This is a genomic window from Alloyangia pacifica (assembly GCF_003111685.1).
GTDB lineage: Bacteria > Pseudomonadota > Alphaproteobacteria > Rhodobacterales > Rhodobacteraceae > Salipiger > Salipiger pacificus_A.
Map to the genome: position 1 here is coordinate 1,699,360 of NZ_CP022189.1, position 26,859 is coordinate 1,726,218.

General features: G+C 67.7%; 25 protein-coding genes. 12 read left to right on the forward strand and 13 right to left on the reverse strand.

Translation table 11 applies throughout. The features are described from left to right. Positions 1–70 precede the first annotated feature (70 nt). Both CEW88_RS08150 and CEW88_RS08155 read left to right on the forward strand, forming a co-directional pair. Positions 71–2,536: a penicillin acylase family protein gene (locus tag CEW88_RS08150; protein ID WP_108965791.1), complete on the forward strand. Its 2,466-nt coding sequence runs from the start codon at positions 71–73 to the stop codon at positions 2,534–2,536. Beyond that, complete coding sequence (locus CEW88_RS08155; RefSeq protein ID WP_108965793.1) at positions 2,533–3,471, forward strand: phosphotransferase family protein; 939 nt, start codon at positions 2,533–2,535, stop codon at positions 3,469–3,471. The genes CEW88_RS08150 and CEW88_RS08155 overlap by 4 nt, the downstream gene beginning before the upstream one ends. A 27-nt stretch (positions 3,472–3,498) precedes the next feature. Here CEW88_RS08155 and hflX read toward each other — a convergent pair whose 3' ends face one another. From hflX to dusB, 9 genes are all read right to left on the reverse strand, one after another. After that, positions 3,499–4,752: a GTPase HflX gene (hflX, locus tag CEW88_RS08160; RefSeq protein WP_108965795.1), complete on the reverse strand. Its 1,254-nt coding sequence runs from the start codon at positions 4,750–4,752 to the stop codon at positions 3,499–3,501. Between the two features lie 17 nt (positions 4,753–4,769). Next, positions 4,770–5,009 carry an RNA chaperone Hfq gene (gene hfq / locus CEW88_RS08165; RefSeq protein WP_092420842.1) on the reverse strand — a complete coding sequence of 80 codons (240 nt, stop codon included), beginning with the start codon at positions 5,007–5,009 and terminating at the stop codon, positions 4,770–4,772. A gap of 152 nt (positions 5,010–5,161) precedes the next feature. Continuing rightward, entirely contained in the window at positions 5,162–6,676 is a 1,515-nt protein-coding gene (locus CEW88_RS08170; RefSeq protein WP_108965796.1) for a TrkH family potassium uptake protein, read from the reverse strand. Positions 6,677–6,679: 3 nt separating this feature from the next. After that, positions 6,680–8,056 (reverse strand): Trk system potassium transporter TrkA, encoded by a 1,377-nt coding sequence (gene trkA, locus CEW88_RS08175; RefSeq protein WP_108965798.1) that lies wholly within the window; start codon positions 8,054–8,056, stop codon positions 6,680–6,682. Between the two features lie 154 nt (positions 8,057–8,210). Continuing rightward, positions 8,211–9,629, reverse strand: a complete 1,419-nt coding sequence (gene ntrX, locus CEW88_RS08180) for a nitrogen assimilation response regulator NtrX (RefSeq protein WP_108965800.1) — start codon at positions 9,627–9,629, stop codon at positions 8,211–8,213. Further along, the gene (locus CEW88_RS08185) at positions 9,626–11,875 is read right to left on the reverse strand and encodes a sensor histidine kinase NtrY-like (protein WP_108965802.1); all 2,250 of its coding nucleotides are present in this window, start codon (positions 11,873–11,875) and stop codon (positions 9,626–9,628) included. The genes ntrX and CEW88_RS08185 overlap by 4 nt, the downstream gene beginning before the upstream one ends. A 148-nt stretch (positions 11,876–12,023) precedes the next feature. Further along, positions 12,024–13,397 carry a sigma-54-dependent transcriptional regulator gene (locus tag CEW88_RS08190; RefSeq protein ID WP_108965804.1) on the reverse strand — a complete coding sequence of 458 codons (1,374 nt, stop codon included), beginning with the start codon at positions 13,395–13,397 and terminating at the stop codon, positions 12,024–12,026. After that, entirely contained in the window at positions 13,398–14,489 is a 1,092-nt protein-coding gene (locus CEW88_RS08195; protein ID WP_108965806.1) for a two-component system sensor histidine kinase NtrB, read from the reverse strand. Beyond that, the gene (dusB, locus tag CEW88_RS08200) at positions 14,486–15,469 is read right to left on the reverse strand and encodes a tRNA dihydrouridine synthase DusB (RefSeq protein WP_108965808.1); all 984 of its coding nucleotides are present in this window, start codon (positions 15,467–15,469) and stop codon (positions 14,486–14,488) included. Before dusB ends, CEW88_RS08195 begins: the two co-directional genes overlap by 4 nt. A 175-nt stretch (positions 15,470–15,644) precedes the next feature. Between dusB and CEW88_RS08205 the strand changes: the two genes are divergently transcribed. The 3 genes from CEW88_RS08205 to CEW88_RS08215 are packed head-to-tail and all read left to right on the forward strand — an operon-like array spanning position 15,645 to position 17,766. Continuing rightward, positions 15,645–16,802, forward strand: a complete 1,158-nt coding sequence (locus tag CEW88_RS08205; RefSeq protein ID WP_108965809.1) for a bifunctional 2-C-methyl-D-erythritol 4-phosphate cytidylyltransferase/2-C-methyl-D-erythritol 2,4-cyclodiphosphate synthase — start codon at positions 15,645–15,647, stop codon at positions 16,800–16,802. Further along, complete coding sequence (locus tag CEW88_RS08210; protein WP_108965811.1) at positions 16,799–17,284, forward strand: phosphatidylglycerophosphatase A family protein; 486 nt, start codon at positions 16,799–16,801, stop codon at positions 17,282–17,284. Before CEW88_RS08205 ends, CEW88_RS08210 begins: the two co-directional genes overlap by 4 nt. 8 nt (positions 17,285–17,292) lie before the next feature. Continuing rightward, on the forward strand, positions 17,293–17,766 hold the full coding sequence (locus CEW88_RS08215; RefSeq protein ID WP_108965813.1) for a CinA family protein: 474 nt from the start codon (positions 17,293–17,295) through the stop codon (positions 17,764–17,766). 21 nt (positions 17,767–17,787) lie between these two features. Here CEW88_RS08215 and CEW88_RS08220 read toward each other — a convergent pair whose 3' ends face one another. After that, positions 17,788–18,234: a type II toxin-antitoxin system RatA family toxin gene (locus CEW88_RS08220; RefSeq protein ID WP_108965815.1), complete on the reverse strand. Its 447-nt coding sequence runs from the start codon at positions 18,232–18,234 to the stop codon at positions 17,788–17,790. 70 nt (positions 18,235–18,304) lie between these two features. Here CEW88_RS08220 and hpt point away from each other — a divergent pair, with 70 nt between their 5' ends. The 6 genes from hpt to gluQRS all read left to right on the forward strand — a co-directional run bounded on the left by hpt (position 18,305) and on the right by gluQRS (position 23,237). Next, the gene (gene hpt, locus CEW88_RS08225; protein ID WP_108965817.1) at positions 18,305–18,859 is read left to right on the forward strand and encodes a hypoxanthine phosphoribosyltransferase; all 555 of its coding nucleotides are present in this window, start codon (positions 18,305–18,307) and stop codon (positions 18,857–18,859) included. A 378-nt stretch (positions 18,860–19,237) separates the two neighbouring features. Then, positions 19,238–19,699, forward strand: a complete 462-nt coding sequence (locus tag CEW88_RS08230; RefSeq protein WP_108965819.1) for a c-type cytochrome — start codon at positions 19,238–19,240, stop codon at positions 19,697–19,699. Between the two features lie 3 nt (positions 19,700–19,702). Next, positions 19,703–20,596, forward strand: a complete 894-nt coding sequence (locus CEW88_RS08235; RefSeq protein ID WP_108965821.1) for a c-type cytochrome — start codon at positions 19,703–19,705, stop codon at positions 20,594–20,596. A gap of 196 nt (positions 20,597–20,792) precedes the next feature. Then, positions 20,793–22,145 carry a methylenetetrahydrofolate--tRNA-(uracil(54)-C(5))-methyltransferase (FADH(2)-oxidizing) TrmFO gene (trmFO, locus tag CEW88_RS08240; RefSeq protein WP_108965823.1) on the forward strand — a complete coding sequence of 451 codons (1,353 nt, stop codon included), beginning with the start codon at positions 20,793–20,795 and terminating at the stop codon, positions 22,143–22,145. Continuing rightward, a complete protein-coding gene (locus CEW88_RS08245) occupies positions 22,142–22,363 on the forward strand; it encodes a hypothetical protein (protein WP_092420792.1) in 222 nt (73 codons plus the stop codon). The genes trmFO and CEW88_RS08245 overlap by 4 nt, the downstream gene beginning before the upstream one ends. Position 22,364: 1 nt before the next feature. Next, complete coding sequence (gluQRS, locus tag CEW88_RS08250) at positions 22,365–23,237, forward strand: tRNA glutamyl-Q(34) synthetase GluQRS (protein WP_108965825.1); 873 nt, start codon at positions 22,365–22,367, stop codon at positions 23,235–23,237. 76 nt (positions 23,238–23,313) lie between these two features. Here the strand turns inward: gluQRS and hisI are convergent, their stop codons facing one another. Next, positions 23,314–23,676, reverse strand: coding sequence for a phosphoribosyl-AMP cyclohydrolase (gene hisI, locus CEW88_RS08255; protein WP_108965827.1), 363 nt, complete (start codon positions 23,674–23,676; stop codon positions 23,314–23,316). Positions 23,677–23,745: 69 nt separating this feature from the next. Here hisI and CEW88_RS08260 point away from each other — a divergent pair, with 69 nt between their 5' ends. After that, positions 23,746–24,210: an iron-sulfur cluster assembly scaffold protein gene (locus CEW88_RS08260; RefSeq protein ID WP_108965829.1), complete on the forward strand. Its 465-nt coding sequence runs from the start codon at positions 23,746–23,748 to the stop codon at positions 24,208–24,210. 223 nt (positions 24,211–24,433) lie between these two features. Here CEW88_RS08260 and CEW88_RS25105 read toward each other — a convergent pair whose 3' ends face one another. Together CEW88_RS25105 and recG are read right to left on the reverse strand one after the other, a co-directional pair. Next, on the reverse strand, positions 24,434–24,556 hold the full coding sequence (locus CEW88_RS25105) for a hypothetical protein (protein WP_255455521.1): 123 nt from the start codon (positions 24,554–24,556) through the stop codon (positions 24,434–24,436). 207 nt (positions 24,557–24,763) lie between these two features. Beyond that, positions 24,764–26,854, reverse strand: a complete 2,091-nt coding sequence (gene recG / locus CEW88_RS08265; RefSeq protein WP_108965831.1) for an ATP-dependent DNA helicase RecG — start codon at positions 26,852–26,854, stop codon at positions 24,764–24,766. Positions 26,855–26,859 lie beyond the last annotated feature (5 nt).

Sequence of the window (26,859 nt, forward strand, 5' to 3'; positions counted from 1 at the left end):
GGCAAGGGGGCGGGTCTTGGGTAAGCCCGTCAAGAGCGGGCAATCCAAGCGGGCAAACTCGGGGCAGAACATGGCAACACTCTTCCGCTGGCTACTCAGGCTCGTCAGCGTGGCGATCCTGCTGGCCGTCGTCGGCGTCTCGCTGGCATATTACCTGGCCTCGCGCTCGCTGCCCGACTACGACAAGACGCTCGAGGTCTCGGGCACCGCCGGCGACATCGAGATCGTCCGCGACAACGCCGGGGTGCCGCATATCTTCGCGCCGGTCGACCGCGACGTCTTCTTCGGCCTTGGTTACGTGCACGCGCAGGACCGCCTGTGGCAGATGACCCTGCTGCGCCGCACCGCGCAGGGCCGTCTGTCCGAACTCTTTGGCCGCCGCACCGTCGATACCGACACGCTGATGCGCCGGCTCGACCTCTACACCCAGGCGCGCCTCTCGGTGGAAGCGCAGGACGGTGAGACACGCGACGCGCTCGAAGCCTATGCCGCCGGGGTCAACGCGCGTATCGACGAGATCAACTCCGACAGCCTTGGCCGTGGCGCCCCCGAGTTCTTCCTCTTCAACGCGCCCATCGCCCCCTGGCAGCCGGCGGATTCACTGGCCATCGTCAAGCTGATGGCCCTGCAGCTTTCGGGGCAGTTCCGCGACGAAATTCTGCGCGCCCGCACCTCGCTTGCCCTGCCCGAGCCCGAGATGATCCAGGACATCCTGCCCGACATCCCCGGCCCGGCCATCGCCGAGCTGCCGGAATACGCCGCGCTCTTTCCGGAGAAGCGGCTGCCGCGCTTCGCCGAGGCAAGCCGTCCCTCCCCCGCGATGATGCCCGTCGCGCCGCGCGGCATGGCCGGCGCCTCCAACGCCTGGGCCGCGGCGCCGGACCGGTCAGCGGGGGGCGGCACTCTGCTGGCCAACGATCCGCACCTCGGCTTCACCGCGCCATCGACCTGGTATCTCGCGCGGCTGCAGCTCTCGACCGGCGGCGTCATTGGCGGCACCATCCCCGGCGTGCCCGCGGTCATGCTCGGCCGCTCCGAGCATATCGCCTGGGGCCTCACGTCGTCCTACCTCGACGACCAGGACCTCTATATCGAGGAGCTGGACCCCGAGAACCCCGAGCGCTACCGCACCCCCGACGGTTTCAAGAATTTCCGCACCCGTCGCTCGATCGTCGACATCAAGGGCGCGCCGCCGGTCACGCTCACCTTGCGCTGGACCGACAATGGCCCGGTGCTGCCGCGCAAGGCGTTCGACCTTGACCGGATCACCCCGCAGGGCGACGTGGTTTCGCTTGCCTGGACCGCGCTCAGCGACCGCGACAGCTCGATGACCGCCGCCATCGGCCTGATGAAGGCGCAGAACGTCGATGAGGCGCTAGAGGCCAGCAAGGCCTTCGTCGCCCCCTCGCAAATGCTGACCCTGGTCGACGATGCGCATATCGCGATGAAGCTGATCGGCGCCATGCCAGAGCGCGACCCGCAGAGCCAGACGCAGGGCCGCATGCCGAGCCCCGGCTGGATCGCCGCCAACCGCTGGCGGGGCATTCTGCCGGACAGCGACAACCCTGTGTTCAAGGACCCCAAGGGCGGCATACTGGGCAATACCAACAACAAGATCGTCGACCGCCCCTTCCCCCATCACGTCAGCTTCGACTGGGGCGACAGCCAGCGGATCATGCGTTGGAGCGCGCTGATGCAGGGCCGCGAGGTGCACACCCGCGACAGCTTCATCGAGGCACAGCTCGACACCGTCTCGCCCGCCGCGCGCACGCTGCTGCCGCTCATCGGCCGCGACCTGTGGTTCACCGGCGAGGCCGCCCCCGAGGGCACCCCGCTCCGCCAGCGCGAGCGGGCGCTCGACCTGCTGGCCGAGTGGAACGGCGAAATGAACGAGCACATGCCCGAGCCACTGATCTACGCCGCTTGGCTGCGCGCCCTGCAGGACCGGCTGATCCGCGACGAGATCGGCCCGCTGGCGGATGAATACACCCATGTCGACCCGCTCTTCATCGAGCGCGTCTTCCGCAACATCGGCGGTGCCGGAAAATGGTGCGACGTGCTGCGCTCGGCCCCCAAGGAGACCTGCACCGACATCGCCCGCATGGCGCTGGACGACGCGCTGGTCTGGGTCGGCGAGCGCTACGGCACGCAGCTCGAGAGCCTGCGCTGGGGCGATGCGCACCAGGTCACGCACAAGCACAGCGTGCTGGGCGACGTGCCGCTGCTGAACTATTTCGTCAACATCCGCCAGACCACCTCGGGCGGCGATTTCACCCTGCAGCGCGGCGTGACCGCAGGGAGCGGCCCCGATCCCTTTGCCAACGTGCATGGCGCCACCTACCGCGGGGTCTATGATTTCGCCGATCCCGACAGCTCGGTCTTCGTCATCTCGACCGGCGAGTCGGGCCACCTGCTGTCGCGCCATTACGACGACATGGGCACGCTCTGGCGCCGCGGCGAATACATCCCCATGTCGCTGGACGAGAACCTCGCCCGCGCCGCCTCGGTCGGCGTGACGCATCTGGTGAAACCGTGACCGACCCCGCGCGCCTGACCCGCCTTGAGGCTAAGGTGCTGGCGCGCGAGGTCCTGGCACACCACCGTCCCGGCCGAGCCTATGGACTTGGCTGCCTTAAAAACCTCGACCGTCCGATGCGCGCGCAGGTCTTCTGCGCCGCCCACCCCAGCGAACGCCTGGTGGTCAAGGTCTTCGCCCCCGCCTTTGCCGAGAAGGCCCGCGCGCAGGCCGCGCGGCAGCGCGCCGTTGCCGCACAGATGCACGAAGGCCCGTGGCGCGCACCCGAGGTGCTGTTCTTCGACGACGTGCGGCTGGCGCTGGGCATGGACTATGCGCCGGGCCCGAGCCTCGCCGAGCTCTGGCCGCAGCTGCCTGCCGAAAAGCGCGATGTGCATCTGGAAGCCGCGGGCAGATGGCTCGCCGCGCTGCACCGCCCGACGCTGGAGCCGCGCAAGCTGCGCCCGCGAGGACAGCTCGACTGGCTCGCCGGACGGCTGCTGCGGGCACAAATGGACGGTGACGCCTTTCCCGACATCGAGAATTTTTCCCACGCCCTTGCAGAGTTCGAAGCGCTCTTTTCAGAAGCCCGTGGCCTGCCCGCCCCCCGTGCCGTCACCCACCGCGACCTGCACCTAGCCAATCTGGTCAGCGCCGAGGGCGCGCTCTGGGGCCTGGATTTCGAGAATGATGCGCCCGACGCCCCCTATCGCGATCTGGTTGCCCTGCTGATCGACGCGCTGGCCTCTGCGCCCGAGCCCGACGCCCCGCGCTTCGCCGCCGCTCTCGCGCGCGGCTACGGCGACGAGATCACCGCTCCCGCCGCCCGGCTCTTTGCGCAGCGCGCCTATGCGCTCGGCACCTGGGCGCGCACGCCGGCCGATCCGTCGCTGCGCCAGCGCGCACGGCTGAAGGCGGCGAAGATGATCCTCGCCGCCGACAAACCCCTGTTCTAGGGGCACGTCTCTACGAAGAGAGATGCGTCACACCGTCTCGAACTGAGCGCGGTCCTTGGCGGTCCAGCGCAGGTGCAGGAGGTAGCCCTCCTCGTCCTGCTCCTCGGACAGCACCAGCCCTTTCTGGAAGAGCCACGCCCGGCGCTTGCCCTCGCCGAAGCCGATCCGCACATCCTCGTCGATCGAGGCCCCCTGCAGCCGCTCGGTCACCGCCTCGAGCAGCCCGTCAAGCCCCTCGCCGGTAATCGCGCTGACCGCGAAGATGCCTTCGTCGCGCGCTGCACGGGCGAGCGCCGCCTCGCGATCCTCCGGATCAAGCTGGTCGATCTTGTTCCAGACCTCGATCTGCGACACGTCCTCGTTGACGCCCAGAGAGCGCAGGATGGCGTAGACGTCTTCGGCCTGTTCCATCGTGCCCGGGTGCGAGATGTCGCGCACGTGCAGCACTAGGTCGGCGGCCAGCACCTCTTCGAGCGTGGCGCGGAAGGCAGCAACCAGCTCGGTCGGCAGGTCAGAGATGAAGCCCACCGTGTCGGACAGGATCACATCCATGCCCGTCGGCAGTTGCACCGCCCGCATCGTCGGGTCGAGCGTGGCAAAGAGCATGTCCTTTGCCAGCACCTCTGCCCCGGTCAGCCGGTTGAAGATGGTCGACTTGCCGGCGTTGGTGTAGCCGACCAGCGCGACGATCGGATAAGGCACCTTGGCGCGCGCCTTGCGGTGCAGGGCGCGGGTCTTGACCACCTTGTCGAGCTGCCGGCGCAGGCGCACGAGTTGCTCGTCGATGGCACGGCGGTCGGCCTCGATCTGGGTCTCGCCGGGGCCGCCGACGAAGCCGAGCCCACCCCTCTGGCGTTCGAGGTGGGTCCAGGCCCGCACAAGGCGCGTGCGCTGGTAGCTCAGTGCCGCCATCTCGACCTGCAGCACACCCTCGCGGGTCGCGGCGCGGTCCGAGAAGATCTCGAGGATCAGCCCGGTCCGGTCGAGAAGTTTCACCTTCCACTCTTTTTCGAGGTTGCGCTGCTGCACCGGCGTCACCGGGCCATCGACGAGCACCAGCTCGACCTCGGCCTCTTTGAGACGTTCCTTCAGCTCGGCAATCTTGCCAGAGCCGAAGAGCGTGCCGGGATGCGGGTCGCGCAGCGGCACAACCTCGCTCCCCACGACCTCGAGGTCGGGGAGAGCGGCGGCCAGGGCCACGCCTTCTTCAAGCGCCATCTCCGCATCGCGGCGATCACGGTCTGCCTTGATATCGGGGTGCAGGACCCAGGCGCGGGTCACATGCGGATCATGTTCGTTCAAGCGGTATCGTCGCCGTCATAAAGGTTGATCGGCTGCGACGGCATGATGGTCGAGATCGCGTGTTTGTACACGAGCTGCGACTGACCGTCGCGGCGGAGGAGAACGCAAAAATTGTCGAACCAGGTGATGACACCCTGCAATTTTACACCGTTGATCAGGAAAACCGTAACCGGAACCTTGGTTTTCCGAACATGGTTAAGAAATGCGTCCTGTAGATTTTGTCTGTCTGAAGCCATTAATTTAGCCTTTTTTTCTTGCTGCAGCCGTTCTCAGGCGCTCCCTCGTTCTTGGCGAGTATGTATCGCAAGTTGCGGAACTTCCAGAGCAAAAATACCGACCCCGCGGCGGGTCGGCCGGCGCTCAGCGCAAAGGCGCCGCAAGCCCCTGCTCAATCGCGCCAAATGTCAGGCGTTAGCAGCACGATGATGCCCAGCACCTCGAGCCGTCCGAGCACCATGGCCGCCACAAAAAGCCCCTTCGCCGCGTCGCCCATCTCGCTCAGCGGGATCGGCTGCTCGGCGGCGGCGCGGATCAGCGGACCGCAATTGGTGAGCGCCGCGACCGTGGTGACCATGGCGTTCTCGAAATCCAGCCCCGAGAGAGCGAAGAGCAGCGAGAAGACCGCGATCGTCATGGCAAAGAGCATGAAGAACACCCAGGCGACAAAGGCCCCCTGCCGGCGGATGCGCCGCGCCATGACGCCGGAGCGGCCCAGCGAATGCGGGTGCACCAGGCGTTCCATCTCGCGCACGCCGGCAAGATAAAGCGCGTAGATCCGCAGCAGTTTCACGCCGCCGGCCGTGGTCGCCACCCCGCCCCCCATGATCGCCAGCCCAAGCAGAATCACCCCCGGCGTCTGCAACCCCGACCAGCCACGCACCGCGCCCCAGTCGGCGCTCTGGAAGCCGGTGGTCGACAGAAATGAAAGCGCCGTGAAAAGCCCGCCCCAGAGCGAGCGCAGCCCGGCGGCGAGATTGGTCTCTGTGCCGATCTCGAAAGAGGCGATCCAGTGCCGCAGGAAAAGCGCGGCGGGCAGGACAAGCACGATCAGCAGCCCCAGGCGGAACTCGGGATCATGGCTCAGCTTCGACCCCGCGAGACCCTTCGTGTCACCAGAGAAGGTCAGCCGCGAGAGGGCAAAGAACAGGAAGAGGAAGATGATCATCTCGCCCGCCATGCCGCTCTGCGCCGTCTGCGGCCCGCCGATGGGAGAAATTCCCGAAGTCGAGAGTGTCGACATGGCATGGCTGAGCGCCACCAGCGGTTGGTCGCCCGCCATCAGCAGCATCACCCAGAGCGCCACCGTCAGGCCGACGTAGATCGGCGCCAGCACCCGCGCCGAGGCGGCAAGCCGCAGCGCCGGGTCGGTCACGTCGCGCCGCGCTGCGCCCGCGTCAACGCTCTGGCCGGGCTCACCCGAGGCGGTAACCTCGAAGCCCCCCAGCGTCAGCGGCGCCAGCAGCGCCGCCGAGCTGACCCAGATCAGCAGCCCGCCCATCCAGCCCACCTGCGCGCGCCAAAGGTGCTCGGCCGCCGAAAGGCGCTCGGGGGCAAAGAGCGTGGCCCCGGTGGTCGTCAGGCTCGAGACCATCTCGACATAGGCGTTGAGAAAACTGGTGGTCCGCACCGCCTCGTGGAACGGCACGGCGAGCATGGCAGGCAGCAGCAGGAAGGTCGCGAGCAGTGCCAGCAGCTGCCGCGGCGCCGAGCGGTAATGGGTCCGGGTCGCCTGGGCGATGCCGATCAGCGTGGTCAGCACCAGCCCGACGATGCCCGCGTAGAAGAAGCTGCGGGCGTCGTGGAACTCCTCATGCGCCAGCGCCACGGCGGCGGGGGCGATCATCGAAGCACTGGCGATGCTCGCGAGCAGGATCAGAAGGGGCGTGCGGCTGAGCGTGCGCATCGATCAGAAGAAGTCGATCGAGACCTGCAGGAGCCGCTCGACCTCCGGCACGTCCTTGGCCAGCGCGAACATGACGATGCGGTCGCCCTCTTCGATGCGCAGCTCGCCGGTGATCTTGATCACCTCGCCGTCCTTCATCACCGCGCCGACCAGCACGCCTTCGGGGAATTCGATCTCGCGGATCATCCGCCCGGCGATGGACGAGGTCGAGAGCACCTCGGCCTCGATCACCTCGGCCTCGGCGTCACCGATCGAGTAGACCGAGCGCACCCGGCCGTGGCGGATATGGCGCAGGATCGAGCTGACGGTGGTGGCGCGCGGGTTGATATGGGCGTCGACTCCCATCGGCTCCATCAGCGGCACCAGCGTGGGGTCGTTGATCAGCGCAATGGCCATGGGGCAGCCCTCGGCCTTGGCGCGCACGGCGGCCAGCAGGTTGGTCTTTTCGTCGTCGGTCACGCACAGCACGGCGTCGGCGCGGCTGATGCCTGCCTCGCGCAGAAGCGCGGTGTCGAGCGCGTCGCCATGCAGCACGATGGTGCGCTCCAGCGCGTCGGCGGCGCGTTCGGCGGCGGCGCGGTCCTTCTCGATCACCTTGGCGCGGATGCGCTCGGCACGGCTTTCCAGCGCGCGCGCCACCGCAAGGCCGACGTTGCCGCCGCCCAGCACCACGATCCGCTCTTGCTTGCGCTGCGCCTTGCCGAAGATCTCGAGCGTGCGCTGGATGTCGTCGGCGTGGACCAGCACGTAGCAGGCATCCCCGACGAAAATCTGATCACGCGGCTCGGGGGCAAACAGCGTGCCCTCGCGGCGGACGCCCACCACCACCGAACGCAGCGTCGAGAAGAGGTCCGAGAGCTGCCGCAGCGGCGTGTTGATGATCGGGCAATGCTCGTCGATGGTCAGGCCGAGAAGCTGCGCCCCGCCCTCGAGAAAGCGCTCGGTGTCAAAGGCCGCAGGGGCTGAGAGGCGCTGCAGCGCGGCCTCGGCGACCTCCTTCTCGGGCGAGATCACCACGTCGATCGGCAGGTGGTCGCGGCGATAAAGGTCCGAGTAGATCGCCGTCAGGTAGCTCTGCGAGCGCAGGCGGGCGATCTTGCGCGGGATGGCAAAGATCGAATGGGCCACCTGGCAGGTGACCATGTTGACCTCGTCCGAATAGGTGGCGGCGATGATCATGTCGGCGTCGCGCGCGCCGGCCTTGTCGAGCACATCGGGATAGGAGGCGAAGCCTGCGATCCCCTGCACGTCGAGCGTGTCGGTCGCCCGCCGCACCAGGTCGGGGTTGCTGTCCACCACGGTGACGTCGTTGCGCTCGCCCGAGAGATGACGGGCGATCTGCCAGCCGACCTGGCCCGCGCCGCAAATGATGACTTTCATGTCGTCTGCCCAAATTGCTGGCCCGAGGCCCCGAGTGTGCCCGGCATGACATGCCCGGTGCGAGCGGTCAATGCACGGGCGCCCCCAGGGCGTTTCCAGCCCCGCCCACGAGGCGGAACTGTCCCGGAATTAAACCCTTTATCCGGCGCCGCTCTCAGGAGGCGGAGGTCACCTGGTCTTCCTCGATATAGGCGATGCGCCCGCCGGATTTCGCCCCGGTCACCACGCCCAGCGACTTCAGCTTGCGGTGCAGCGCCGAGCGCTCCATGCCGACAAAGGCCGCGGTGCGCGAGATGTTTCCGCCGAAGCGGTTGATCTGGGTCAGCAGGTACTCCCGCTCGAAAGCCTCGCGCGCCTCGCGCAGCGGCAGGGTCGCCAGCGTGCCCGAGAGCACCACGCGGCCCTCCTCGTCCTCGCCCGCCGGGCCGTCCTGCGGCAGTTCGCGCGCCTCGATCGGGCCGCTTCCGTCGCCGAGGATCAGCACGCGCTCGATCAGGTTCTTGAGCTGGCGCACGTTGCCCGGCCAGATCATCGTCTGGAGGAGCGCGACCGCGTCGTCCGAAAGCTCGCGCAGCGGCAGGCCCTGGGTGCGGTTGAAGCTCTCGATGAAGTGGCGCGCCAGCAGCGGGATGTCCTCGCGCCGGTCCTCGAGCGAGGGCACGGCGATCGGCACCACGTTGAGCCGGTGGTAGAGCTCCTGCCGGAAGGTGCCCGCGGCGATCTCGGCTTCGAGGTCGCGGTTGGTCGAGGAGATCACCCGCAGGTCCACCCGCACCTTGTCGGCGCCGCCGACGCGGGTGAAGCTCTGGTCGACCAGCACCCGCAGGATTTTCGACTGGGTGCCGAGCGGCATGTCTGCGACCTCGTCGAAGTAGATCACCCCGCCGTGCGCCTGCTCGAGTAGACCCGGCTCGACGCCGCGTTCGGCGCTCTCGCGGCCGAACAGCATCTGCTCCATGTTGTCCGGTGCCACCCCGGCGCAATTGACGGTGACGAAGGGCGCCGAGGCACGGCCGGAATTTGCGTGGATGAAGCGCGCCGCCACTTCCTTGCCGCAGCCCGCGGGGCCGGTGAGCATCACCCGGCCGTTGGACTTGGTGACCTTGTCGATCTGGCTGACAAGACCCCGGAACATGGCGCTTTCACCGATCATCTGCGCGACCTCGGTCTCGCGGCGACGCAGCTGGCTGTTCTCGCGGCGCAGGCGCGAAGTTTCCATCGCGCGGCGGATCACCACCAGCAGCTGATCGATGTTGAAGGGCTTCTCGATGAAGTCATAGGCGCCCTGCTTGATCGCGGCGACGGCGATCTCGATGTTGCCGTGGCCCGAGATGATGATGATCGGGATGTCGGGATTGTCGCGCTTGACGGTCTTGAGGATGTCGATCCCGTCCATCTTGCTGTCCTTCAGCCAGATATCGAGGATCATCAGCGCGGGCGGTTCGGAGTTGACCTCGTTCATCGCCTCGGAGGAGTTGCCGGCCAATCGGGTGGTGTAGCCTTCATCCTCGAGAATATCCCCGATCAGCTCGCGGATGTCGCGCTCGTCGTCGACGATCAGGATGTCGCTCATGTCTGCCTCTCCAGTTCCGAAATGCTCTTGTCAGACGTCTCCGGCACGTCGCCGGTTGTGCCGAGCGGCAGGCGGATGACCGCCATGGCCCCGGCATGGTCCGCGCCGCCAAACGGCGGTGCGTCCTCGAGCGCCAGCGTTCCGCCGTGCTCCTCGATGATCTTCTTGACGATGGGCAGGCCAAGGCCGGTGCCCTTGTCGCGGGTGGTGACATAGGGCTCGAAGAGCCGCGCGCGGTCCTCGGGCAGGCCGATGCCATTGTCCATGATGCGGATCACCGCGCGCCCGTCCTCTTCGGTCAGGCTGACGCGGATCTCGGGGCTGTGGCCCTCGGGGGCGCCCTGCTCGCCGAGGCTCTCGATTGCCTCGCCGGCGTTCTTGATCAGGTTGGTCAGCGCCTGGCCGACCATGGTGGCGTCGAGTTCGGCAGCCATGGCGCGCGCCGGCAGGTCGCTGACGAAACGGATCGCCGGCTGGCCTGTCTCCTGCAAAAGCACTGCGCCGCGCAGCAGCGCCACCACGTCCTCGGGCTTGCGCTGCGGCTCCGGCATGCGGGCGAACTTGCTGAACTCGTCGACGATGCGGCGCAAATCCTCGGTCTGGCGCACGATGACCTCGGTCATCTGCGCCAGCTTCTCGGCGTCCGCCGCCTCGAGCTGGCGCGAGAACTTGCGGGTGATGCGTTCGGCCGAGAGCCGGATCGGGGTCAGCGGGTTCTTGATCTCATGCGCGATGCGCCGCGCCACGTCACCCCAGGCGGCCATGCGTTGCGCGCTGACAAGATCGGTCACATCGTCGAAAGCCACCACGTAGCCCTCGAGCGCGCCGTCCTGCCGCCGCCGCACCGAAAACCGCACCAGAAGATGCTCGAGCCGCCCCTCTCGGCTGACCTTCACCTCTTCCTGCGCGGTCTCGAGCCCGCTCTCGCGCAGCCGTTCGTAGAGCGGGCCGAACTCGGGCACGGCCACGGTCAGCGGCACGTCGGCGCGGGGTTCGCGCCAGCCGAGCAGCCGCTCGGCGGGGCGGTTGACGAAGGTCACCCTGCCCTCGGCATCCAGCCCGACCACCCCGGAGGTGATCGACGACAGCACGGAATCGAACAGTCGCTGGCGACGCTCGATCTGGCGGGTGTTCTCGAGCAGGGTCTCGCGCTGGCCCTTGAGCTGGCGGGTCATCTGGTTGAAATAGCGACCGAGCATGGCGATCTCGTCGTCGCCCTCGCCCTCGATCACCTGCACGTCGAGGTCCCCCGCCCCGACCCGCTGCGCCGCGCCGGTGAGCCGCCCCACGGGCTGCGCCATGCGCTCGGCGAACCAAAGACCCAACCAGACCGCCGCGAGGATCAGCAGCAGCGCAAAGCCAAGATAGAGCAGCGCGAAATCAAAGAGCCTCCGGCCGCGCTCGGTCTCCTGCTGCTGGTAGAAGCGCGCGGTCTCCTGCGTCTCGTCGAGCAGGTTCAGCAGGTTGCCGTCGACGACGCGGCTGACATAGAGGAAGCGGTCCGCAAAGGCCGAGAGCGGCACCAGCGCGCGCAGCTCGTGGTTGTCCCAGTCCGGGATCAGCACCAGCCCCTCGGCCCGGGCGCGGTCAAACTGCGCGACCGTGGGCTGCTCGTAGTAGAACAGATAGGAGCGCTCGCCACGGGCGCGAATCTCGCCACCGCCATCGATCACGTAAGCCTCGCGCAGGCCGCGCTGGATCTGCGCCTGTCCCTGCCCCAGCACCTGCCGCACGTCGCCATCATCGAGCGCGAAATTTGCCCGGCGCGCACCGTCGACGAAACGCGCCAGCGCCTGCACATCCTCGATCAGCCCGACGCGCTGCTCTTCTTCATAGGCCTCTGCGGCGGCCATCGAGGCCCCGACCACGTTCTGCACGCGGCTGGAGAACCATGTCTCGAGACCGATGTTGATGGTGAGAACGGCAAAGACCGCGACGGTGACCGTGGGCAACAGCGCCATCAGCGCAAAAAGCCCGGTCAGGCGCAGGTGCAGCCGCGAGCCTGCCGATTGCGCCCGGCGCTCCGAGATCATCCGCACCAGCCGCGCCAGCACCAACGTGGCGATCAGCAGCACGTAGACCATGTCGGCCAGCAGCACGAGCCGCAGGCTCAGCTGCGTCGCACGCTCGCCGCTGCCGAGCGGGCCAAGCACCAGAAACGTCAACACCGCCAGAACCGGCCCGAGCAGAACCAGCCCGAGCGTCGCCGCGTTCTGAACGCGCCGTTGTCGGCGCAGCCTGTTCATGCGCGCCCAAGTCGTGCTCCGTGCCCGGGTGGCCACAGATTCACCTCATACTGATTGGCTGCTCGAGGCAGCGTCGCCATGTGCTGTGGCTTCTCATGAATGCGCCGCCCCGAGGGCGGCGCATCGCGGCCACATGCCTGTGACGGTTTTACATCAGTTTGCGGCGCCGTGTCACGCGAATATCAAGATCGGTGATCTTCTTGCGCAAGGTATTGCGGTTGATGCCAAGCAGATCGGCACATTTCGCCTGATTCCCGCCGGTGGCTTCCAGCGCGATCTCGATGAGCGGCGCTTCCACTTCCTTGAGGATGCGGGTGTAGAGCCCCGGCGCTGGCAGCATGTTGCCATGCAGGTCGAAATAGCGGCGCAGGTGGCGGGCCACCGAGGTGCTGAGTTTCTCGCTGTCGCCGCCGCGCAGGATCGGGCCGGTGTCGGGCTGATTGCCCAGAACCGCCTCGACTTCGGCGCGGCTGATTTCCTCGGCCCGAGAGGTCAGGCTCAGGCGGCGCACGGCGTTTTCCAGCTGCCGCACGTTGCCGGGCCAGCTGTAGGCGCGGAAGAGCTCGGCGGCATCCTTCGACAGCCAGCGCTTGGAGGCCCCCTCGCGCTCGGCGCGCTGCAGGAAATGCTCGGTCAGCAGGGCGATGTCCTCGACCCGCTCGCGCAGGCTCGGCACGTTGATGGTCGCGCCCGACAGGCGGTAATAGAGGTCCTGACGCACCGCGCCCTCCTCCATCGCCTGCGCCAGGTCGCCCTGGCTGGTGGCCATGAAGCGGGGCACGTGCTCGCCGGGGATGTCCATCATGCGCACGACGCGCGCCTGGATCTCGTCGGGGATGTCGGTGATCTCGTCGATCAGCAGCGTACCGCCCTTGACCCGCGCCAGCACCCGCGCCGGGCCTTCGAGATCCGACAGGTCGGCGCCGGTCACGGTGATGAAAGGCAGAGTGCGGCGGTCCGAGAAATCATGGATGGCGCGCGCGATCAGCGATTTGCCCGTGCCGCTCTCGCCCGAGATCAGCACCGGCAGGTCGGTGTTCATCACCTTGGCGACAAGGCGGTAGAGCGCCTGCATCGCCGGGGTCTTGCCGACCAGCGGCAGCTCGTCCGGCCCGTCGGCGCCGATCGTGGAGACTTCCTCGCGCTTGGCCGAGCGGTTGCGGTTGTCGAGCGCCTTGGCGGTGCGCTTCATCAGGTCCGGCAGGTCGAAGGGCTTGGGCAGGTAGTCGTAGGCCTCGGCCTCGGCCGCCTGGATCGCGGTCATGATGGTGTTCTGCGCCGAGATCACGATGACCGGCAGGTCGGGCCTGTCCTGGTGGATCTTCGGCAGCATTTCCAGCCCGTTGCCATCGGGCATGACGACGTCGGAGATCACCACGTCGCCCTTGCCCTCGCCGACCCAACGCATCAGCGTGGTCAGCGAAGAGGTGGCGTGCACCTTGCAGCCAGCGCGGGTCAGCGCCTGGGTCAGCACGGTGCGGATGGTGCGGTCGTCGTCGGCGACAAGTACGGTGCCGTCCATTTACCTGTTCTCCTCAATCTCGCGCGGGGCGCGTGGCAACGAAATGCGGAAGACCGTGCGGCCTGGAACGGAATCCACCGAGATCCAGCCGTCATGGTCGGAGATGATCTTTGACACCAGCGCGAGCCCCAGCCCGGTGCCGTTCTCGCGGCCCGACACGAAGGGGTCGAAGACGTCGCCCTTGATGTCCTCGGGCAGACCGGGGCCGTCGTCGATGACCTCGATCTGCAGCGGCAGCTTCTGGGTCGAGCCGTCCGGGCGGCGCATGCGGAAGCTGTGCTCGAAGAAGGTGTGCAGACGGATCGTGCCGCCCTCCTTGGGATCGGCCGCCTCTGCGGCGTTCTTCAGCAGGTTCAGCACCACCTGCAGCAGCTGGTCGGGATCGCCATAGGCCAGCGGCAGCGAGGGGTCGTAATCCTCGATGAACTTCATGTGGGCCCCGGCGCCGAGCTGGGTCGAGCGGCGCGCGCGGTCCAGCACGTCGTGCAGGTTCACCGGCTTGCGCTCGGGCGCCGAGAGATTGCCGAACTGCTCGACCTGTTCCAGCAGCTTCACGATGCGGCGGGTCTCGGCGACGATGAGATCGGTCAGCTCGAGATCGTCCTTGGTCAGGTTCATCGACAGAAGCTGGGCCGCGCCGGTGATCCCTGCGAGCGGGTTCTTGATCTCGTGCGCCAGCATCTCGGCCATGCCGATGGCGGATTTCGCGGCGGATTTCACCGAATGGCTCTGGGTCATCCGCCCGGCCAGCTCGCGCGGGCTGATCAGCATGATGAACCAGCCCGGGTAGTTTTGCACCGGCGCGAGTTGCAGGTTGCACACCAGCGGCGGGCGGTTGCCGGTACCCACATCGACGTCGTTGACGAAGAGCGGCGTGCCATGCTCACGCGCCCGGGCAAGGCTTTCCTCGATCGGCGCATCCACCGCGAGACGGTCCCAGATCGGCTGGCCGACCAGCCATTTCGCCGAGTTGTTCATGAAGCCCTCGGCGGCGGGGTTCATGTCGGCGATACGTTCCTCTGCATCAAGCAGGACGGCAGGCACCGGCAGCGACGACCACAGCTGGGTCAGGAGTTCGGTGTTGGTGCTCATGCGGCGACCTTCAGATCGCAGGCCAGCGCGGCGTCGAGAAGGTGCAGCGTCTCGGCCGGTTCGCGGGCGGTCAGCACGCGCTTGCGCAGATCCGCCGAGGGCGCGGCGTGATCCATGTACCACCCCAGGTGCTTGCGCGAGACACGGCCACCCAGCTCCTTGCCATAAAACGAAAGCATTGCCTCGTAATGCTCTGCGACCATTTGATAAAACGCCTTTCCTGTCGGCACGTCAGGTGCCGGTGTTCCGTAAAGCTCGGCCGCGATCTGGGCCAACCTCCAGGGCGCGCCCTGTGCCCCCCGGCCCACCATGATCCCCGCCGCACCAGAGGCCCCGAGGGCCGCCCGCGCGCTGGCCGCATCCACGATGTCGCCATTGGCGACCACCGGGATCGACACGGCCTCGACCACCTCGCGGATCGCCGCCCAATCGGCGGCCCCCTTGTAGAACTGGCAGCGGGTGCGCCCGTGGATGACAATCATTCGCACCCCCGCCGCCTCCGCCCGTTTGGCGATCTGCGCGGCGTTGAGGCAGTCACTGTCCCAGCCGAGCCGCGTCTTCAGTGTCACCGGCAGATCGACCGCTTCGACAACTGCCTCGATCAGCCGCAGCGCATGATCCGGCTCGCGCATCAGCGCCGAGCCCGACCAGCCGCCGGTGACCTTCTTGGCCGGGCAGCCCATGTTGATGTCGATGACCTTCGCGCCCATGCCCGCCACATGCCGCGCCGTCTCGGCCATGGGCTCAGGCGCGCGACCCGCCAGTTGCACCGAGGTGTTCTCGATTCCGGCGCCCAACTCCGCCTTCTCGCGCGTGCCGGGCCGCGCGGTGAGAAACTCGCCACTGGCGATCATCTCGGACACCACCAGCCCCGCACCAAAGCGCGACACAAGGCTGCGGAAGGGCAAATCCGTGATTCCCGCGAGCGGGGCCAGCAAGACCGGAGGGTCGATGAGTCTGTCGCCCAGCGAGAAGTTCAAGCGCCTATTCCTTGTGCAGATGCTTGGGAGTTAACGTGCGCGCGGCGCGTGTTCAATCATTTGGGAGCGCTACAGGCGCACGCCATGCGCGAGTGATGAAAAATTGAGCACAATGCCCCCGGTGATTGCACCGCCCCGCGGCAGCGCCTAGAGAGGGGCGCCGGAGGTCAACACCATGGAAACAGCCGCGGAAACAGCCGCCATCATCGTTGCCGCGGGGCGCGGCACCCGCGCGGGTGGCGGGCTCCCGAAACAATGGCGCGACATCGCGGCGCGGCCTGTGGCGCGCTGGACGCTCGAAGCCTTCGCCCCGCACTGCCCCATCGTCCTGGTGATTCACCCCGAGGATCGCGCCATCGCCGAGTCGGTGGCCGAAGGCCTGCCGGTGACGCTAGTGACCGGCGCCGCTGACCGCGCCGGCTCGGTCCGCGCCGGGCTCGACGCGCTGGCTGGCGCTCCCCCCGCCAAGGTCCTGATCCACGATGTCGCCCGCCCCTGCGTCACGCGCCGCACCATCGAGGCGGTGATCGCCGCGCTCGACGCCGCCCCCGGCGCCGCGCCCGCGCTGGCGGTGACCGATGCGCTTTGGACCGGAGCCGAGGCACAGGTGACCGGCACGCAGGACCGCACCGGCCTCTACCGCGCGCAGACGCCGCAGGGCTTCCGCTACGCAGACATCCGCGCCGCCCATGCCGCCCACCCCGGCGGCGCCGCCGATGACGTCGAGGTCGCCCGCGCCGCGGGGCTCGCTGTCACCATCGTTCCCGGCGACGGGCGCAATCTCAAGATCACCGGCCCCGAGGATTTCGAACGGGCCGCCAGCTACCTGACCAACCCCATGCAGGAGACCGCCATGGATATCCGCCTCGGCAATGGCTACGACGTGCACCGTTTCGGCCCCGGAGACCACGTGGTGCTTTGCGGCGTGAAGGTGCCGCACGGGCGCGCCCTCCAAGGCCATTCCGACGCCGACGTCGGCATGCACGCCGTCACCGACGCGCTCTACGGCGCGCTGGCGGAAGGCGACATCGGTCGCCACTTCCCGCCCAGCGATCCGCAGTGGAAGGGCGCCGCCTCGGAGATTTTTCTGCGCCACGCGGTCGAGCTTGCCACCTCGAAGGGCTACACCATCTCCAATATCGACGTGACGCTGGTCTGCGAGCAGCCTAAGATCGGCCCCCATGCCGAGGCGATGATGGCCGAGATGGGCCGGATCATGGGGCTGGCGAGCGACCGCGTCTCGGTCAAGGCGACCACCTCCGAACGGCTCGGCTTCACCGGCCGCGAAGAGGGCATCGCCGCCATCGCAACCGCAACGTTGGTGAAGCCATGAGACTGATCGCGACCTTCTTCTACGTGGGGCTGCTGCGCCCCGCCCCGGGCACCTGGGGCTCTTCGGCTGCCCTGCCCGCCGCCTACCTGCTGCTGGTGCTGGGCGGTTTCTGGCTGCTGCTGGCCGCCAGCATCGTCGCCTTCGTGCTGGGCTATATCGCTACCAAGGCGCTGACCGCGAGCGGCGAAGACGAGGATCCGTCATGGATCGTCATCGACGAAGTGGTGGGCATGTGGATCGCGCTCTTCCCTGTCGGCTACGGCGCCATGATGATGGGCGTGGATCTCTGGCGGCTCTGGCCGGGCTGGGTCTCGGGCTTCGTGCTGTTCCGGCTCTTCGACATCTGGAAGCCCTGGCTGGTGGGCTGGGCCGACCGCCGCGGCGACGCGATGGGCGTGATGCTCGACGACGTCATCGCGGGTGTCTTCGCGGCGCTGGTGAGTATCGTGCTCGCCGGAATCGCGCATGGCTTCCTGATGTGAGGCACGAGATGACCGACGCACTTGCACAAGACATCCTGACCCGCGCCATGGCGGCGGGCGTCACCGTCACCACCGCCGAGAGCTGCACCGGGGGCATGGTCGCCGTCGCGATCACCGACATCGCCGGCTCGTCGACCATCTTCGAGCGCGGCGTGGTCACCTACTCCAACGCCGCCAAGGTCGAGCTGCTGGGCGTGCGCCCCGCCACGCTGGAGGCATATGGGGCAGTCTCGGAAGAGGTCGCCGCCGAGATGGCCGAGGGAGCGCGGGGGCGCGCCGGGGCCGATCTGGCGGTGTCCGTCTCGGGCATCGCCGGGCCCGGCGGGTCCGAGCACAAGCCCGAGGGCCGCGTCTGCTTCGGCCTTGCCACGGTCGGTTGCACGCGGACCGAAACCGTGGAATTCGGCGCTCTCGGCCGCGCAGAGGTCCGCATGGCGGCGACCCGCCACGCGCTCACGCTGCTGCTGGCCGCGCTGCCCTGACCCGGACCCTGCGCGCGCGGCTCAGCCGTAGAGCTCTGCCGCCCGCCGCTCGAAGGCGCGCACGATGCGCTGCATCGCCTCGTAGAAGAACATCCCCGCCGCGCTCTGCAGCAGGCGGTTCTTGAACTCGAAATCCACGAAGAAATGCACGTCGACGCCGCCCTCGGGCGCATCCTCGAAGTGCCATTTCGAGATCATGTGCTTGAACGGACCGTCGAGATACTCGGTGTCGATCTTCTTCTCTTCGGGCCATAGCGTCACGCGGCTGCCGAAGCGCTCGCGGAACACCTTGAAGCTGATCACCAGGTCGGCCAGCATCACCTCGTGATCGCCCATGTCGTCGCGCGAACGAATCCGCGCCGCTGCCGTCCACGGCAGGAACTTCGGGTAATTCGCGACATCCGCCACGAGGTCATACATCTGCTGCGCCGTGTACGGCAGGCGCTTCGTCTCGGAGTGGGTCGGCATGTCGCCCCTTTATCGCGTGACAATGCCGGGACATTTCCTATGCTGCGCGCGGATTTTCAAGGGGAGAACCATGGCAGAAAAGCCATATGTGGTAGACCAGATGATTTCGGCCAAGGCGATCGCCGCCCGGATCGAGGACCTCGCGCACGCGATCGAGCAAGAATTCGCCGACACCGAGAAGCTGGTGGTGGTGGGCCTGCTGCGCGGCAGCTTCGTCTTCATCGCCGATCTGGTGCGCGAACTCGACCTCGCGGTGGAAGTGGATTTCCTTGAGGCCTCCTCCTACGGCGACGGCATGGAATCGAGCCGCGAGGTGCGCATCCTCAAGGACCTCCGCTCGCCGATCGAGGGCCGCGACGTGCTGCTGGTGGAAGACATCGTCGACACCGGCTTCACCCTCAGCCACGTCATCCACCTGCTGGACAGCCGCAAGCCGCGCAAGCTGCGTACCATTGCGCTGCTCGACAAGCCCGTGCGGCGCGAAGTCCCGCTCAAGGCCGACTGGATCGGATTCGAAATTCCGGACGAGTTTGTCGTGGGTTACGGCATCGACTTCGCGCAGCGCAACAGGAACCTGCCATTCATCGGCAAGGTGCGCTTCCCGGAGGACGCCGCGGCCGGCTGAGCCGCGCACCTGCGAGGCGGATGGCGTGGAGCTTGCGCCATCCGCAGCCGAAAATGCCGGCGCTCGCGACCGGGGATGCGTGTCCGCAGGGCCGGGCACAGGGGTCTACGACGCGCGAGAGGCCCTTCCCATCTCTGTCAGGCCGCGTGAGATTTTCCGTGATGCCCCGCGTTGGGCAGCGTGATCCATAGCCTCACGTTTACCTCGTAATTCACTGATCAAAATTACCTATTCTTGACGATCCCCGCCAGGGGGCGCACTGCGGCGGCCCGCAAACCCGTACCAATAGCCCTCTTGATCGAAATCCGGCCTCGGGTACCCTCGCCGCGGGATACGGTTTTCGAAAAACCCCGATTTCGGGAGGAAAGGGAGTTTCTTATGAAGTTCACCGCAACCAGTTTCGCGATGGCCACCGCCGTCGCCGCTCTTGGCACTGCCGCCTTCGCGCAAGACCTGCCCGCGCCGGTCAAGGCACGGCAGGGCCAGTTCAACATCCTTGCCATCAACCTCGGCATTCTCGGCGACATGGCCCGTGGCAAGGCCCCCTATGACGCCGAGGCCGCGCAGGGCGCCGCCGACACGATCGTCGCCGTCTCGATGATCCACGAGGCGCCGCTCTTCCCAGAGGGCACATCTGAAATGGACATCGACGGCACCCGCGCCAAAGCCGAGATCTGGGACGATTGGGACGGCTTTGCCGAGAAGTGGTCCGGTCTCGGCCAGGCCGCCGCCAGCCTGCAGCAGGTCGCGGCCACCGGGCAGGAGGCACTTGGTCCGGCGGTCGGCCAGCTTGGCGGCGCCTGCAAGGCCTGCCACGACACCTATCGGGCACCCGAGTAACCCATGCGCCGCCTGCTCGGCTTCCTGGCCCTGGTGGCGCTGTTCGCTGCCGGGGCGCTGTGGATGATCAGCGCCCCGGATCCGCTGCCTGCAGGTGAATTCGCCGATGATACGGGGGGCGATCCCGTCCGCGGCCAGGCGGTCTTCACCGCCGCGGGCTGCGCCTCCTGCCACCATGCCCCAGAAAGCGAGGACAAGCTGGTGCTGGCCGGCGGGCAACGGTTTCCTTCCGACTTCGGCACGTTCATCGCTCCCAACATCTCGCCCGACCCGCAGGACGGCATCGGCGCCTGGAGCCTGCACGACTTTGCCAATGCCCTGCTGCGTGGCGTTTCGCCGGAGGGCCGGCATTATTACCCCGCCTTCCCCTATACCTCCTACATCCGCATGGAGCCGCAGGACGTGGTGGACCTCTGGAGCTACCTGCGCACCCTGCCCGCCGCCAGCACGCCGAGCCAGCCGCATGAGGTCAGCTTTCCCTTCAATCTGCGGCGCGGCCTCGGCCTTTGGAAGCAGGTCTACCTCGACCCCGCCTGGATCGTGCCCGGCGCGGAACCTGGCGAGATGCGCCGCGGCCGCTACCTGGTCGAGGCGCTGGCTCATTGCGGCGAATGCCATACCCCGCGCGACGGCTTCGGCGGGCTTGAGCGGACCGCGTGGCTCGCCGGCGCCCCTGCACCGGGCGGCAAGGGCAGCATCCCCGCGCTCACCCCGGACAAGCTGACCTGGAGCGCCGAGGATATGGCCTATTACCTCGAGACCGGCTTCACCCCCGAATATGACAGCGCTGGTGGCCACATGGTCGAGGTGATCGCCAATTTCGCGCAGCTTTCGCCCGAGGACCGCCTCGCCGTCGCCACCTACGTCAAGGCGCTGCCTGCACCCGCCGCGGACTGATCCGGCGCCGCGCCGGGGGCAACGGCGGGATTTGCCTGTCTGAAAAGAGAAGAAGTTGCCGGCTCCGTGTCTAATGTCTCGGATGCAAGACTCTTGCGGGAGTCCGCCATGGGCAAGTGGGTCAGCCGCACGCTTTTCGACCGCTCGCGCCCCGCGCCCCCTTAACACCGGCGCACGGATCGCCTATCTGCCCGACATGGACAAAACTCTTAATATCGTGGGCGGCGGCATGGCCGGGTCCGAGGCTGCCTGGCAGGCGGCGCGGCTGGGTGTCGACGTGGTGATCCACGAGATGCGGCCCAAGGTGGAAACCTTCGCCCATCGCACCGGTAACCTCGCCGAGATGGTCTGCTCGAACTCCTTCCGCTCGGACGATCACGAGCAGAATGCCGTGGGTCTCCTGCATTGGGAGATGCGGCAGGCGGGCTCGCTGATCATGCAGACGGCGGGGGAACACCGGCTGCCCGCGGGCGGCGCGCTGGCGGTGGACCGAGATCCCTTCTCCGAGGCGGTGACCGCCAAGCTCCTCGCGCTGCCGAATGTGTCGGTGAGCGCCGAGGAGATTTGCGAGCTGCCCTCGGACGGGCATTGGATCTTTGCCACCGGTCCGCTGACCTCGGGCACGCTCGGCAAGGCGCTGCAAGCCGAGACCGGCTCCGAGGCGCTGGCCTTCTTCGACGCCATCGCCCCCATCGTCTATTTCGACACGATCGACATGGACACGGCCTGGCTGCAGAGCCGCTACGACAAGGGCGAGACCGAGGAAGAGCAGAAGGCCTACATCAACTGCCCGATGACCAAGGAGCAGTACGAGGGTTTCATCGACGCGCTGCTGGCCGCCGAGAAGACCGAGTTCCACGAGGGCGAGACAGCGGGCTATTTCGACGGTTGCCTGCCGATCGAGGTGATGGCCGAGCGTGGCCGCGAGACGCTGCGCCACGGGCCGATGAAGCCGATCGGCCTGACCAACCCGCACAAGCCCGAGGAAAAGGCCTATGCCGTGGTGCAGCTGCGCCGCGACAACGCGCTCGGCACGCTCTACAACATCGTGGGCTTCCAGACGAAGATGAAATACGGCGCGCAGACCGAGGTTTTCCGCCGCATCCCGGGGCTGCAGAACGCCAGCTTTGCGCGTCTCGGCGGCATCCACCGCAACACCTTCCTCAACTCGCCGACGCTGCTGGATGCACAGATGCGCCTGCGCTCGCGGCCGAACCTGCGCTTTGCCGGGCAGATCACCGGCGTCGAGGGCTATGTCGAGAGCGCCTCGATGGGGCTGCTGGCGGGACGGATGGCGGCGGCGGAGATCCTCGGGCATGAGCTGCCGCAGGTGCCGCAGGACACTGCCCATGGCGCGCTCATCCATCACATCACCGGCGGCGCCGAGGCCAAGACCTTCCAGCCGATGAACGTGAACTTCGGCCTCTTCCGCCCGCTCGAAGGGCTGCGCGGCGGCCGCCGCGGCCGCAAGGACCGCTACAAGGGCTACACCGACCGCGCCAAGACCGTCTGGCAGGAGTGGCTCGCCGCACAGGAGGTGCCCGCGTGAACTACGTCCTCGCCCTGCTGCTGCCGCCGCTCTCGATCCTGCTGACCGGCAGGCCGATCCTTGGCATCGTGGTCTTCGTGATCTGGGTGCCGGCGATCATCTTCTCGGGCGGGCTCACCCATCCGATGTTCATCCTTCTGGCCTGGGTGCTGATCTACCAGTCCGGCGAAGAGCGGCGCACCCGGCGGATCGAGAAAGCCTATCGCCGCGAGGACTGAGGTGCGCACGCGCTTTGCCCCTTCGCCCACCGGCCCGCTGCACCTGGGCCATGCCTATTCGGCGCTGCTGGCCGAGGGCATGGCGCGGGCGGCGGGCGGCGCGTTCCTGATGCGTATCGAGGATATCGACAGCACCCGCTCGCGCGCCCATTGGGAAGCGCAGATCTACGACGATCTGCGCTGGCTCGGCCTCAAATGGGACGAGGCGCCGATGCGCCAGTCGGACCGGCTGCCCGCCTATGAGGCGGCGCTCGACGCGCTCTGGGCGCGAGAGCTGATCTACCCCTGCCACTGCACCCGCCGCGACATCCAGGCCGCCGCCTCGGCGCCACAGGAAGGCACCGAGCCCGCCTATGGCCCCGACGGGCTGGTCTATCCCGGCACCTGCCGGCACCTGCTCGCCCCCGGCTACGGCGCGACGCCCCGACCGCGCGGCGCGGCACTGCGCCTCGACATAGCGCGGGCGCTGGACGAGATCGGCGCGGATCTGTGGTTCGAGGAGACCGGCGCGGGTCCGGACGGCGACACCGGGCGCATCGCGCTCTCCCACGATCAACTGCTCCGACAAGTGGGCGACGTGGTTCTGTCACGCCGCGACTTCCCCGGCTCGTACCACCTGTCGGTGGTTTTGGACGATGCGGCGCAGGCGATCACCCACGTGGTGCGGGGGCGCGATCTTTTCGAGGCGACGGCGATCCATGTGGTGCTGCAGCGGGTCTTGGGGCTCTGGACTCCGGTCTACCACCACCATGAGTTGATCCGCGACGAGGAAGGCAAGCGGCTCGCCAAGCGCGACGACGCGCGGGCCATCGCGACTTACCGCGCAGAAGGGGCCAGCCCGGAGGACATAAGGCGGATGGTCGGCCGCGAGTGATCGGGGGCCTGCCGCTCGCCGCTGCGCGCCTCAGCCCGGCACATTGGAAAAGAGGAGACGGGGCCGTACGGCGGCGTCAGCCCGCCATGGGCTGCAGGATTTCGACTTCCTCGCCATCGCGCAGCGCGGTGTAGAAGCAGCTGCGGCGGTTGGTGTGGCAGGCCGGGCCGGTCTGGCGCACGAGGGCCAGCAGGCAGTCACGGTCGCAGTCGACGCGCAGCTCGACCAGTTCCTGCAGATGGCCCGAGCTTTCGCCCTTCACCCAGAAACTCTGGCGCGAGCGCGACCAGTAGGTGACACGGCCGGTCTCGAGCGTGCGGGCGACCGACTCGGCGTTCATCCAGGCCATCATCAGCACCTCGCCCGTCGCCTCCTCCTGCGCGATGCAGGGGATCAGGCCGTTTGCGTCATAGACCAAGGTGGCGGGATCGAAGCTCATGGTGAAATTCCCTTTTGCAGGTGCCGGGCGCGCACCCTATCTATGGGGGGCGAGCCGAAAGGGAAACCCATGTCCGCCACCACCTCTGCCGAAACCGACCTGATCAAGCTCTACTCCTCGCGCATACTCGCGCTGGCGGCGGATATTCCCCGGACCGAGCGGCTGGAGCATCCCGATGCGACGGTGAAGAAGCGCTCGCCGCTCTGCGGCTCGACGGTGACCGTCGATCTCGCGCTGCAGGACGGGCGGGTCAGCGACTTCGGCCAGGACGTGAAGGCCTGCGCGCTTGGCCAGGCGGCGGCCTCGGTCGTCGGCGAGGCGATCATCGGCTGCACTCCCGAGCAATTGGCACAGGCGCGCGATGCGCTGCGCGCCATGCTCAAGGAGGACGGGCCGACCCCGCCTGCCCCCTTCGACGGGCTCGAGGTGCTGCGCCCGGCGGCGGCTTACAAGAACCGCCACGCCTCGATCATGCTGGCGCTGGAGGCGGCGACCGAAGCCGCCGAGGAAATCGTCGCGGCGCGCAGCGCCTGACGGCGCCCCGGCCCCGGTCGAGCCCAGAGATCAGAACACCCGACAAAAAAACCGCCGCACTCCGGGGATGGGAGGCGGCGGAAGTGGCGTGTCTTGTGGACTCCGGAAGAGCCGCTTTGCGTATCCGGGGATCAGGCGACCCGGAGTTGGGGAAACAATGCGTCGCATCGGGACAGTGATGCGGCGGCACCCGGAGCAAGACCGCAGGCAGAAATTCGAAGGCTCAGAGCAGCGGCAAATGCAGCGCCCCGACAAGGATCACGATCAGCGACACGGCCCCGATCATGTCGGTGACCAGCGAGCTGTTGTCGGCGCGGCTCATGGTGGTGCGGATGGTCTCAATCATCTTGGCGTTCCCTGTGTGCGTGCTGTGCGTGTTCTCTTGTTGCCCTTTTGTTCTCACGTGATGCGAGTCGAGTAAAGAACTTTTTAAGAACATTTGCGAACACCTGAGAACATGAGGCAGGAACACAAAGGCCCGGCGCGTCTCTCTGCGCGCCGGGACTTCTTTATTTTACTTAATTGACAGAGAGTTACAGGGTCGACGCGTCGATTACCCGACGCTGATCAGCTTGATCGCCTCGTCCTGCCGCATCAGCCAGAGCAGCATGCGCGCCGCCTTGCCCCGGTCGCTCTGCAGCTCCGGATCCTCGGCCAGCAGCCGCCGGGCATCGCTCTGCGCCATGGCCATCAGCGAGGCCTGGCTTTCGAGGTCAGCCACCTTGAAGCGCGGCAGGCCCGATTGCGCGGTGCCGATGAGATCCCCCGCGCCGCGCATCTGCAGATCGACCTCGGAGATGCGGAAGCCGTCCTCGGTCTCGCGCAGCGTCGTGAGCCGCTTCGAGCCGCTCTCGCCGAGCGGCGGCTGGTACATCAGCAGGCAGGTGGAGGCCGCCTCGCCCCGCCCGACTCGCCCGCGCAACTGGTGCAGCTGCGCCAGCCCGAAGATCTCGGCCCGCTCGATCACCATGATCGAGGCATTGGGCACGTTCACCCCGACCTCGATCACCGTGGTGGCGACCAGCACCTTTGTCTCGCCGGCGACGAAGCGCGCCATGGCGGCGTCCTTCTCGGCGGGCGGCATCTGGCCGTGCACCAGCCCCACCACCCCCTCGCCAAGTTCGGCGCGCAGGCGCTTGAAGCGCTCCTCGGCGGCGGTGAGGTCCGAGACCTCGCTCTCCTCGACCAGCGGGCAGACCCAATAGGCCTGCCGCCCCTCGGCAACGGCCTTGCGCAGATGCTCCACGACCTCGCCCATGCGCTCGGTCGAAACCAGCGCGGTCTGCACCGGCTTGCGCCCCGGCGGCTTTTCGTCGAGCACCGAGACGTCCATGTCGCCGTATTGCGCCAGCGCGAGGCTGCGCGGGATCGGAGTCGCCGTCATCACCAGCACGTCGGCGCCCTGCCCCTTGCGGCCCAGCTCGAGCCGCTGGCGCACGCCGAAGCGGTGCTGCTCGTCGACGATGGCAAGGCGCAGCGCCTTGAACACCACATCATCCTGAAACACCGCGTGGGTGCCCACGAGGATGTGGATATTCCCCTCCGCCAGTGCCGCGAGCTTGGCCTTGCGCTCGGCACCCTTGTCGCGGCCGGTGAGAATTTCCACCACCACCCCGGCGCTTTCGGCGAGCGGCTGCAGGCCTTCGAGGTGCTGCCGCGCAAGAATCTCGGTCGGCGCCATCATCACGCCCTGCCCGCCGGATTCCACCGCGACGAGCAGCGCCATGAAAGCGACCAGCGTCTTGCCCGCCCCCACGTCGCCCTGAAGCAGGCGGTTCATCCGGGTCTCGGCGGCCATGTCCTCGGCGATCTCGTCCATCGCCCTCAGCTGCGCGCCGGTGGGCCGGTAGGGCAGCGCCGAGAGCACGCGGCGGCGCAGGCGCCCGTCGCCCACGGTGGGATACCCCTTGCCCTTGCGGCGGTTGATCCGCGCGAGGCCCAGCGTCAGCTGGTGCGCCAGCAGCTCGTCATAGGCGAGCCGGGCGCGGGCCGGCGCGCTGGGGCTGAGCGCGGCCATGCCATCGGGGGCATGGGCCGCCTCGAGCGCGGCGTGCCAGTCGGGCCAGCCCTCACGGTCCTTCAACGGCCCGTCGATCCATTCCGCCAGCTCGGGCGCGCGGCTGAGCGCCCCGGCCACGGCGCGGGCCATGAGTTTCTGCGTGACCCCGGCTGTCAGCGGGTAGACCGGCTCGAAGAGCGGCAGCGTGTGGGCCTCCTCGGGCGGCAGCATGTGGTCGGGGTGGACCATCTGCGCCAAGCCGTCGAAAAACTCGACCTTGCCGGAGACCAGCCGCCGCGATCCCTCGGGCAGCACGCGGGTCAGGTAGTCGGCGCGACCGTGGAAGAACACCAGCTGAAACGTCGTCTCGGCGTCCTCGACCTGGATGCGGTAGGGCCGCCCCTTCACCGCGGGAGGCATGTGGCGCAGGACCTCCACCTCGACCGTCACCGTGCCGGGAAGGTCGGCCCCCTGCACCGAAGGCCGCGGGCGGCGGTCGATCACTGAATGCGGCAGCGTCAGCAGCAGGTCGCGCGGCGCGACAACGTCCAGCCCCTCCATCGCCTGCGCGGTCTTGGGGCCGACGCCGTCCAGCGTCTTGAGCTCGGCAAAGAGCGGCCAGAGGGCCTCGGGGCGCTGGCTCATGCCGC

What these genes read in the sequence shown, in the direction of transcription:
- CEW88_RS08150 (WP_108965791.1), top strand. Translation starts at nt 71, where the DNA reads ATGGCAACACTCTTCCGCTGGCTACTCAGGCTCGTCAGCGTGGCGATC.
- hfq (WP_092420842.1), bottom strand. Translation starts at nt 5,009, where the DNA reads ATGGCTTCAGACAGACAAAATCTACAGGACGCATTTCTTAACCATGTT.
- CEW88_RS08170 (WP_108965796.1), bottom strand. Translation starts at nt 6,676, where the DNA reads ATGCGCACGCTCAGCCGCACGCCCCTTCTGATCCTGCTCGCGAGCATC.
- trkA (WP_108965798.1), bottom strand. Translation starts at nt 8,056, where the DNA reads ATGAAAGTCATCATTTGCGGCGCGGGCCAGGTCGGCTGGCAGATCGCC.
- ntrX (WP_108965800.1), bottom strand. Translation starts at nt 9,629, where the DNA reads ATGAGCGACATCCTGATCGTCGACGACGAGCGCGACATCCGCGAGCTG.
- CEW88_RS08185 (WP_108965802.1), bottom strand. Translation starts at nt 11,875, where the DNA reads ATGAACAGGCTGCGCCGACAACGGCGCGTTCAGAACGCGGCGACGCTC.
- CEW88_RS08190 (WP_108965804.1), bottom strand. Translation starts at nt 13,397, where the DNA reads ATGGACGGCACCGTACTTGTCGCCGACGACGACCGCACCATCCGCACC.
- CEW88_RS08195 (WP_108965806.1), bottom strand. Translation starts at nt 14,489, where the DNA reads ATGAGCACCAACACCGAACTCCTGACCCAGCTGTGGTCGTCGCTGCCG.
- CEW88_RS08205 (WP_108965809.1), top strand. Translation starts at nt 15,645, where the DNA reads ATGGAAACAGCCGCGGAAACAGCCGCCATCATCGTTGCCGCGGGGCGC.
- CEW88_RS08210 (WP_108965811.1), top strand. Translation starts at nt 16,799, where the DNA reads ATGAGACTGATCGCGACCTTCTTCTACGTGGGGCTGCTGCGCCCCGCC.
- CEW88_RS08215 (WP_108965813.1), top strand. Translation starts at nt 17,293, where the DNA reads ATGACCGACGCACTTGCACAAGACATCCTGACCCGCGCCATGGCGGCG.
- CEW88_RS08220 (WP_108965815.1), bottom strand. Translation starts at nt 18,234, where the DNA reads ATGCCGACCCACTCCGAGACGAAGCGCCTGCCGTACACGGCGCAGCAG.
- hpt (WP_108965817.1), top strand. Translation starts at nt 18,305, where the DNA reads ATGGCAGAAAAGCCATATGTGGTAGACCAGATGATTTCGGCCAAGGCG.
- CEW88_RS08230 (WP_108965819.1), top strand. Translation starts at nt 19,238, where the DNA reads ATGAAGTTCACCGCAACCAGTTTCGCGATGGCCACCGCCGTCGCCGCT.
- CEW88_RS08235 (WP_108965821.1), top strand. Translation starts at nt 19,703, where the DNA reads ATGCGCCGCCTGCTCGGCTTCCTGGCCCTGGTGGCGCTGTTCGCTGCC.
- trmFO (WP_108965823.1), top strand. Translation starts at nt 20,793, where the DNA reads ATGGACAAAACTCTTAATATCGTGGGCGGCGGCATGGCCGGGTCCGAG.
- hisI (WP_108965827.1), bottom strand. Translation starts at nt 23,676, where the DNA reads ATGAGCTTCGATCCCGCCACCTTGGTCTATGACGCAAACGGCCTGATC.
- CEW88_RS08260 (WP_108965829.1), top strand. Translation starts at nt 23,746, where the DNA reads ATGTCCGCCACCACCTCTGCCGAAACCGACCTGATCAAGCTCTACTCC.
- CEW88_RS25105 (WP_255455521.1), bottom strand. Translation starts at nt 24,556, where the DNA reads ATGATTGAGACCATCCGCACCACCATGAGCCGCGCCGACAACAGCTCG.
- recG (WP_108965831.1), bottom strand. Translation starts at nt 26,854, where the DNA reads ATGAGCCAGCGCCCCGAGGCCCTCTGGCCGCTCTTTGCCGAGCTCAAG.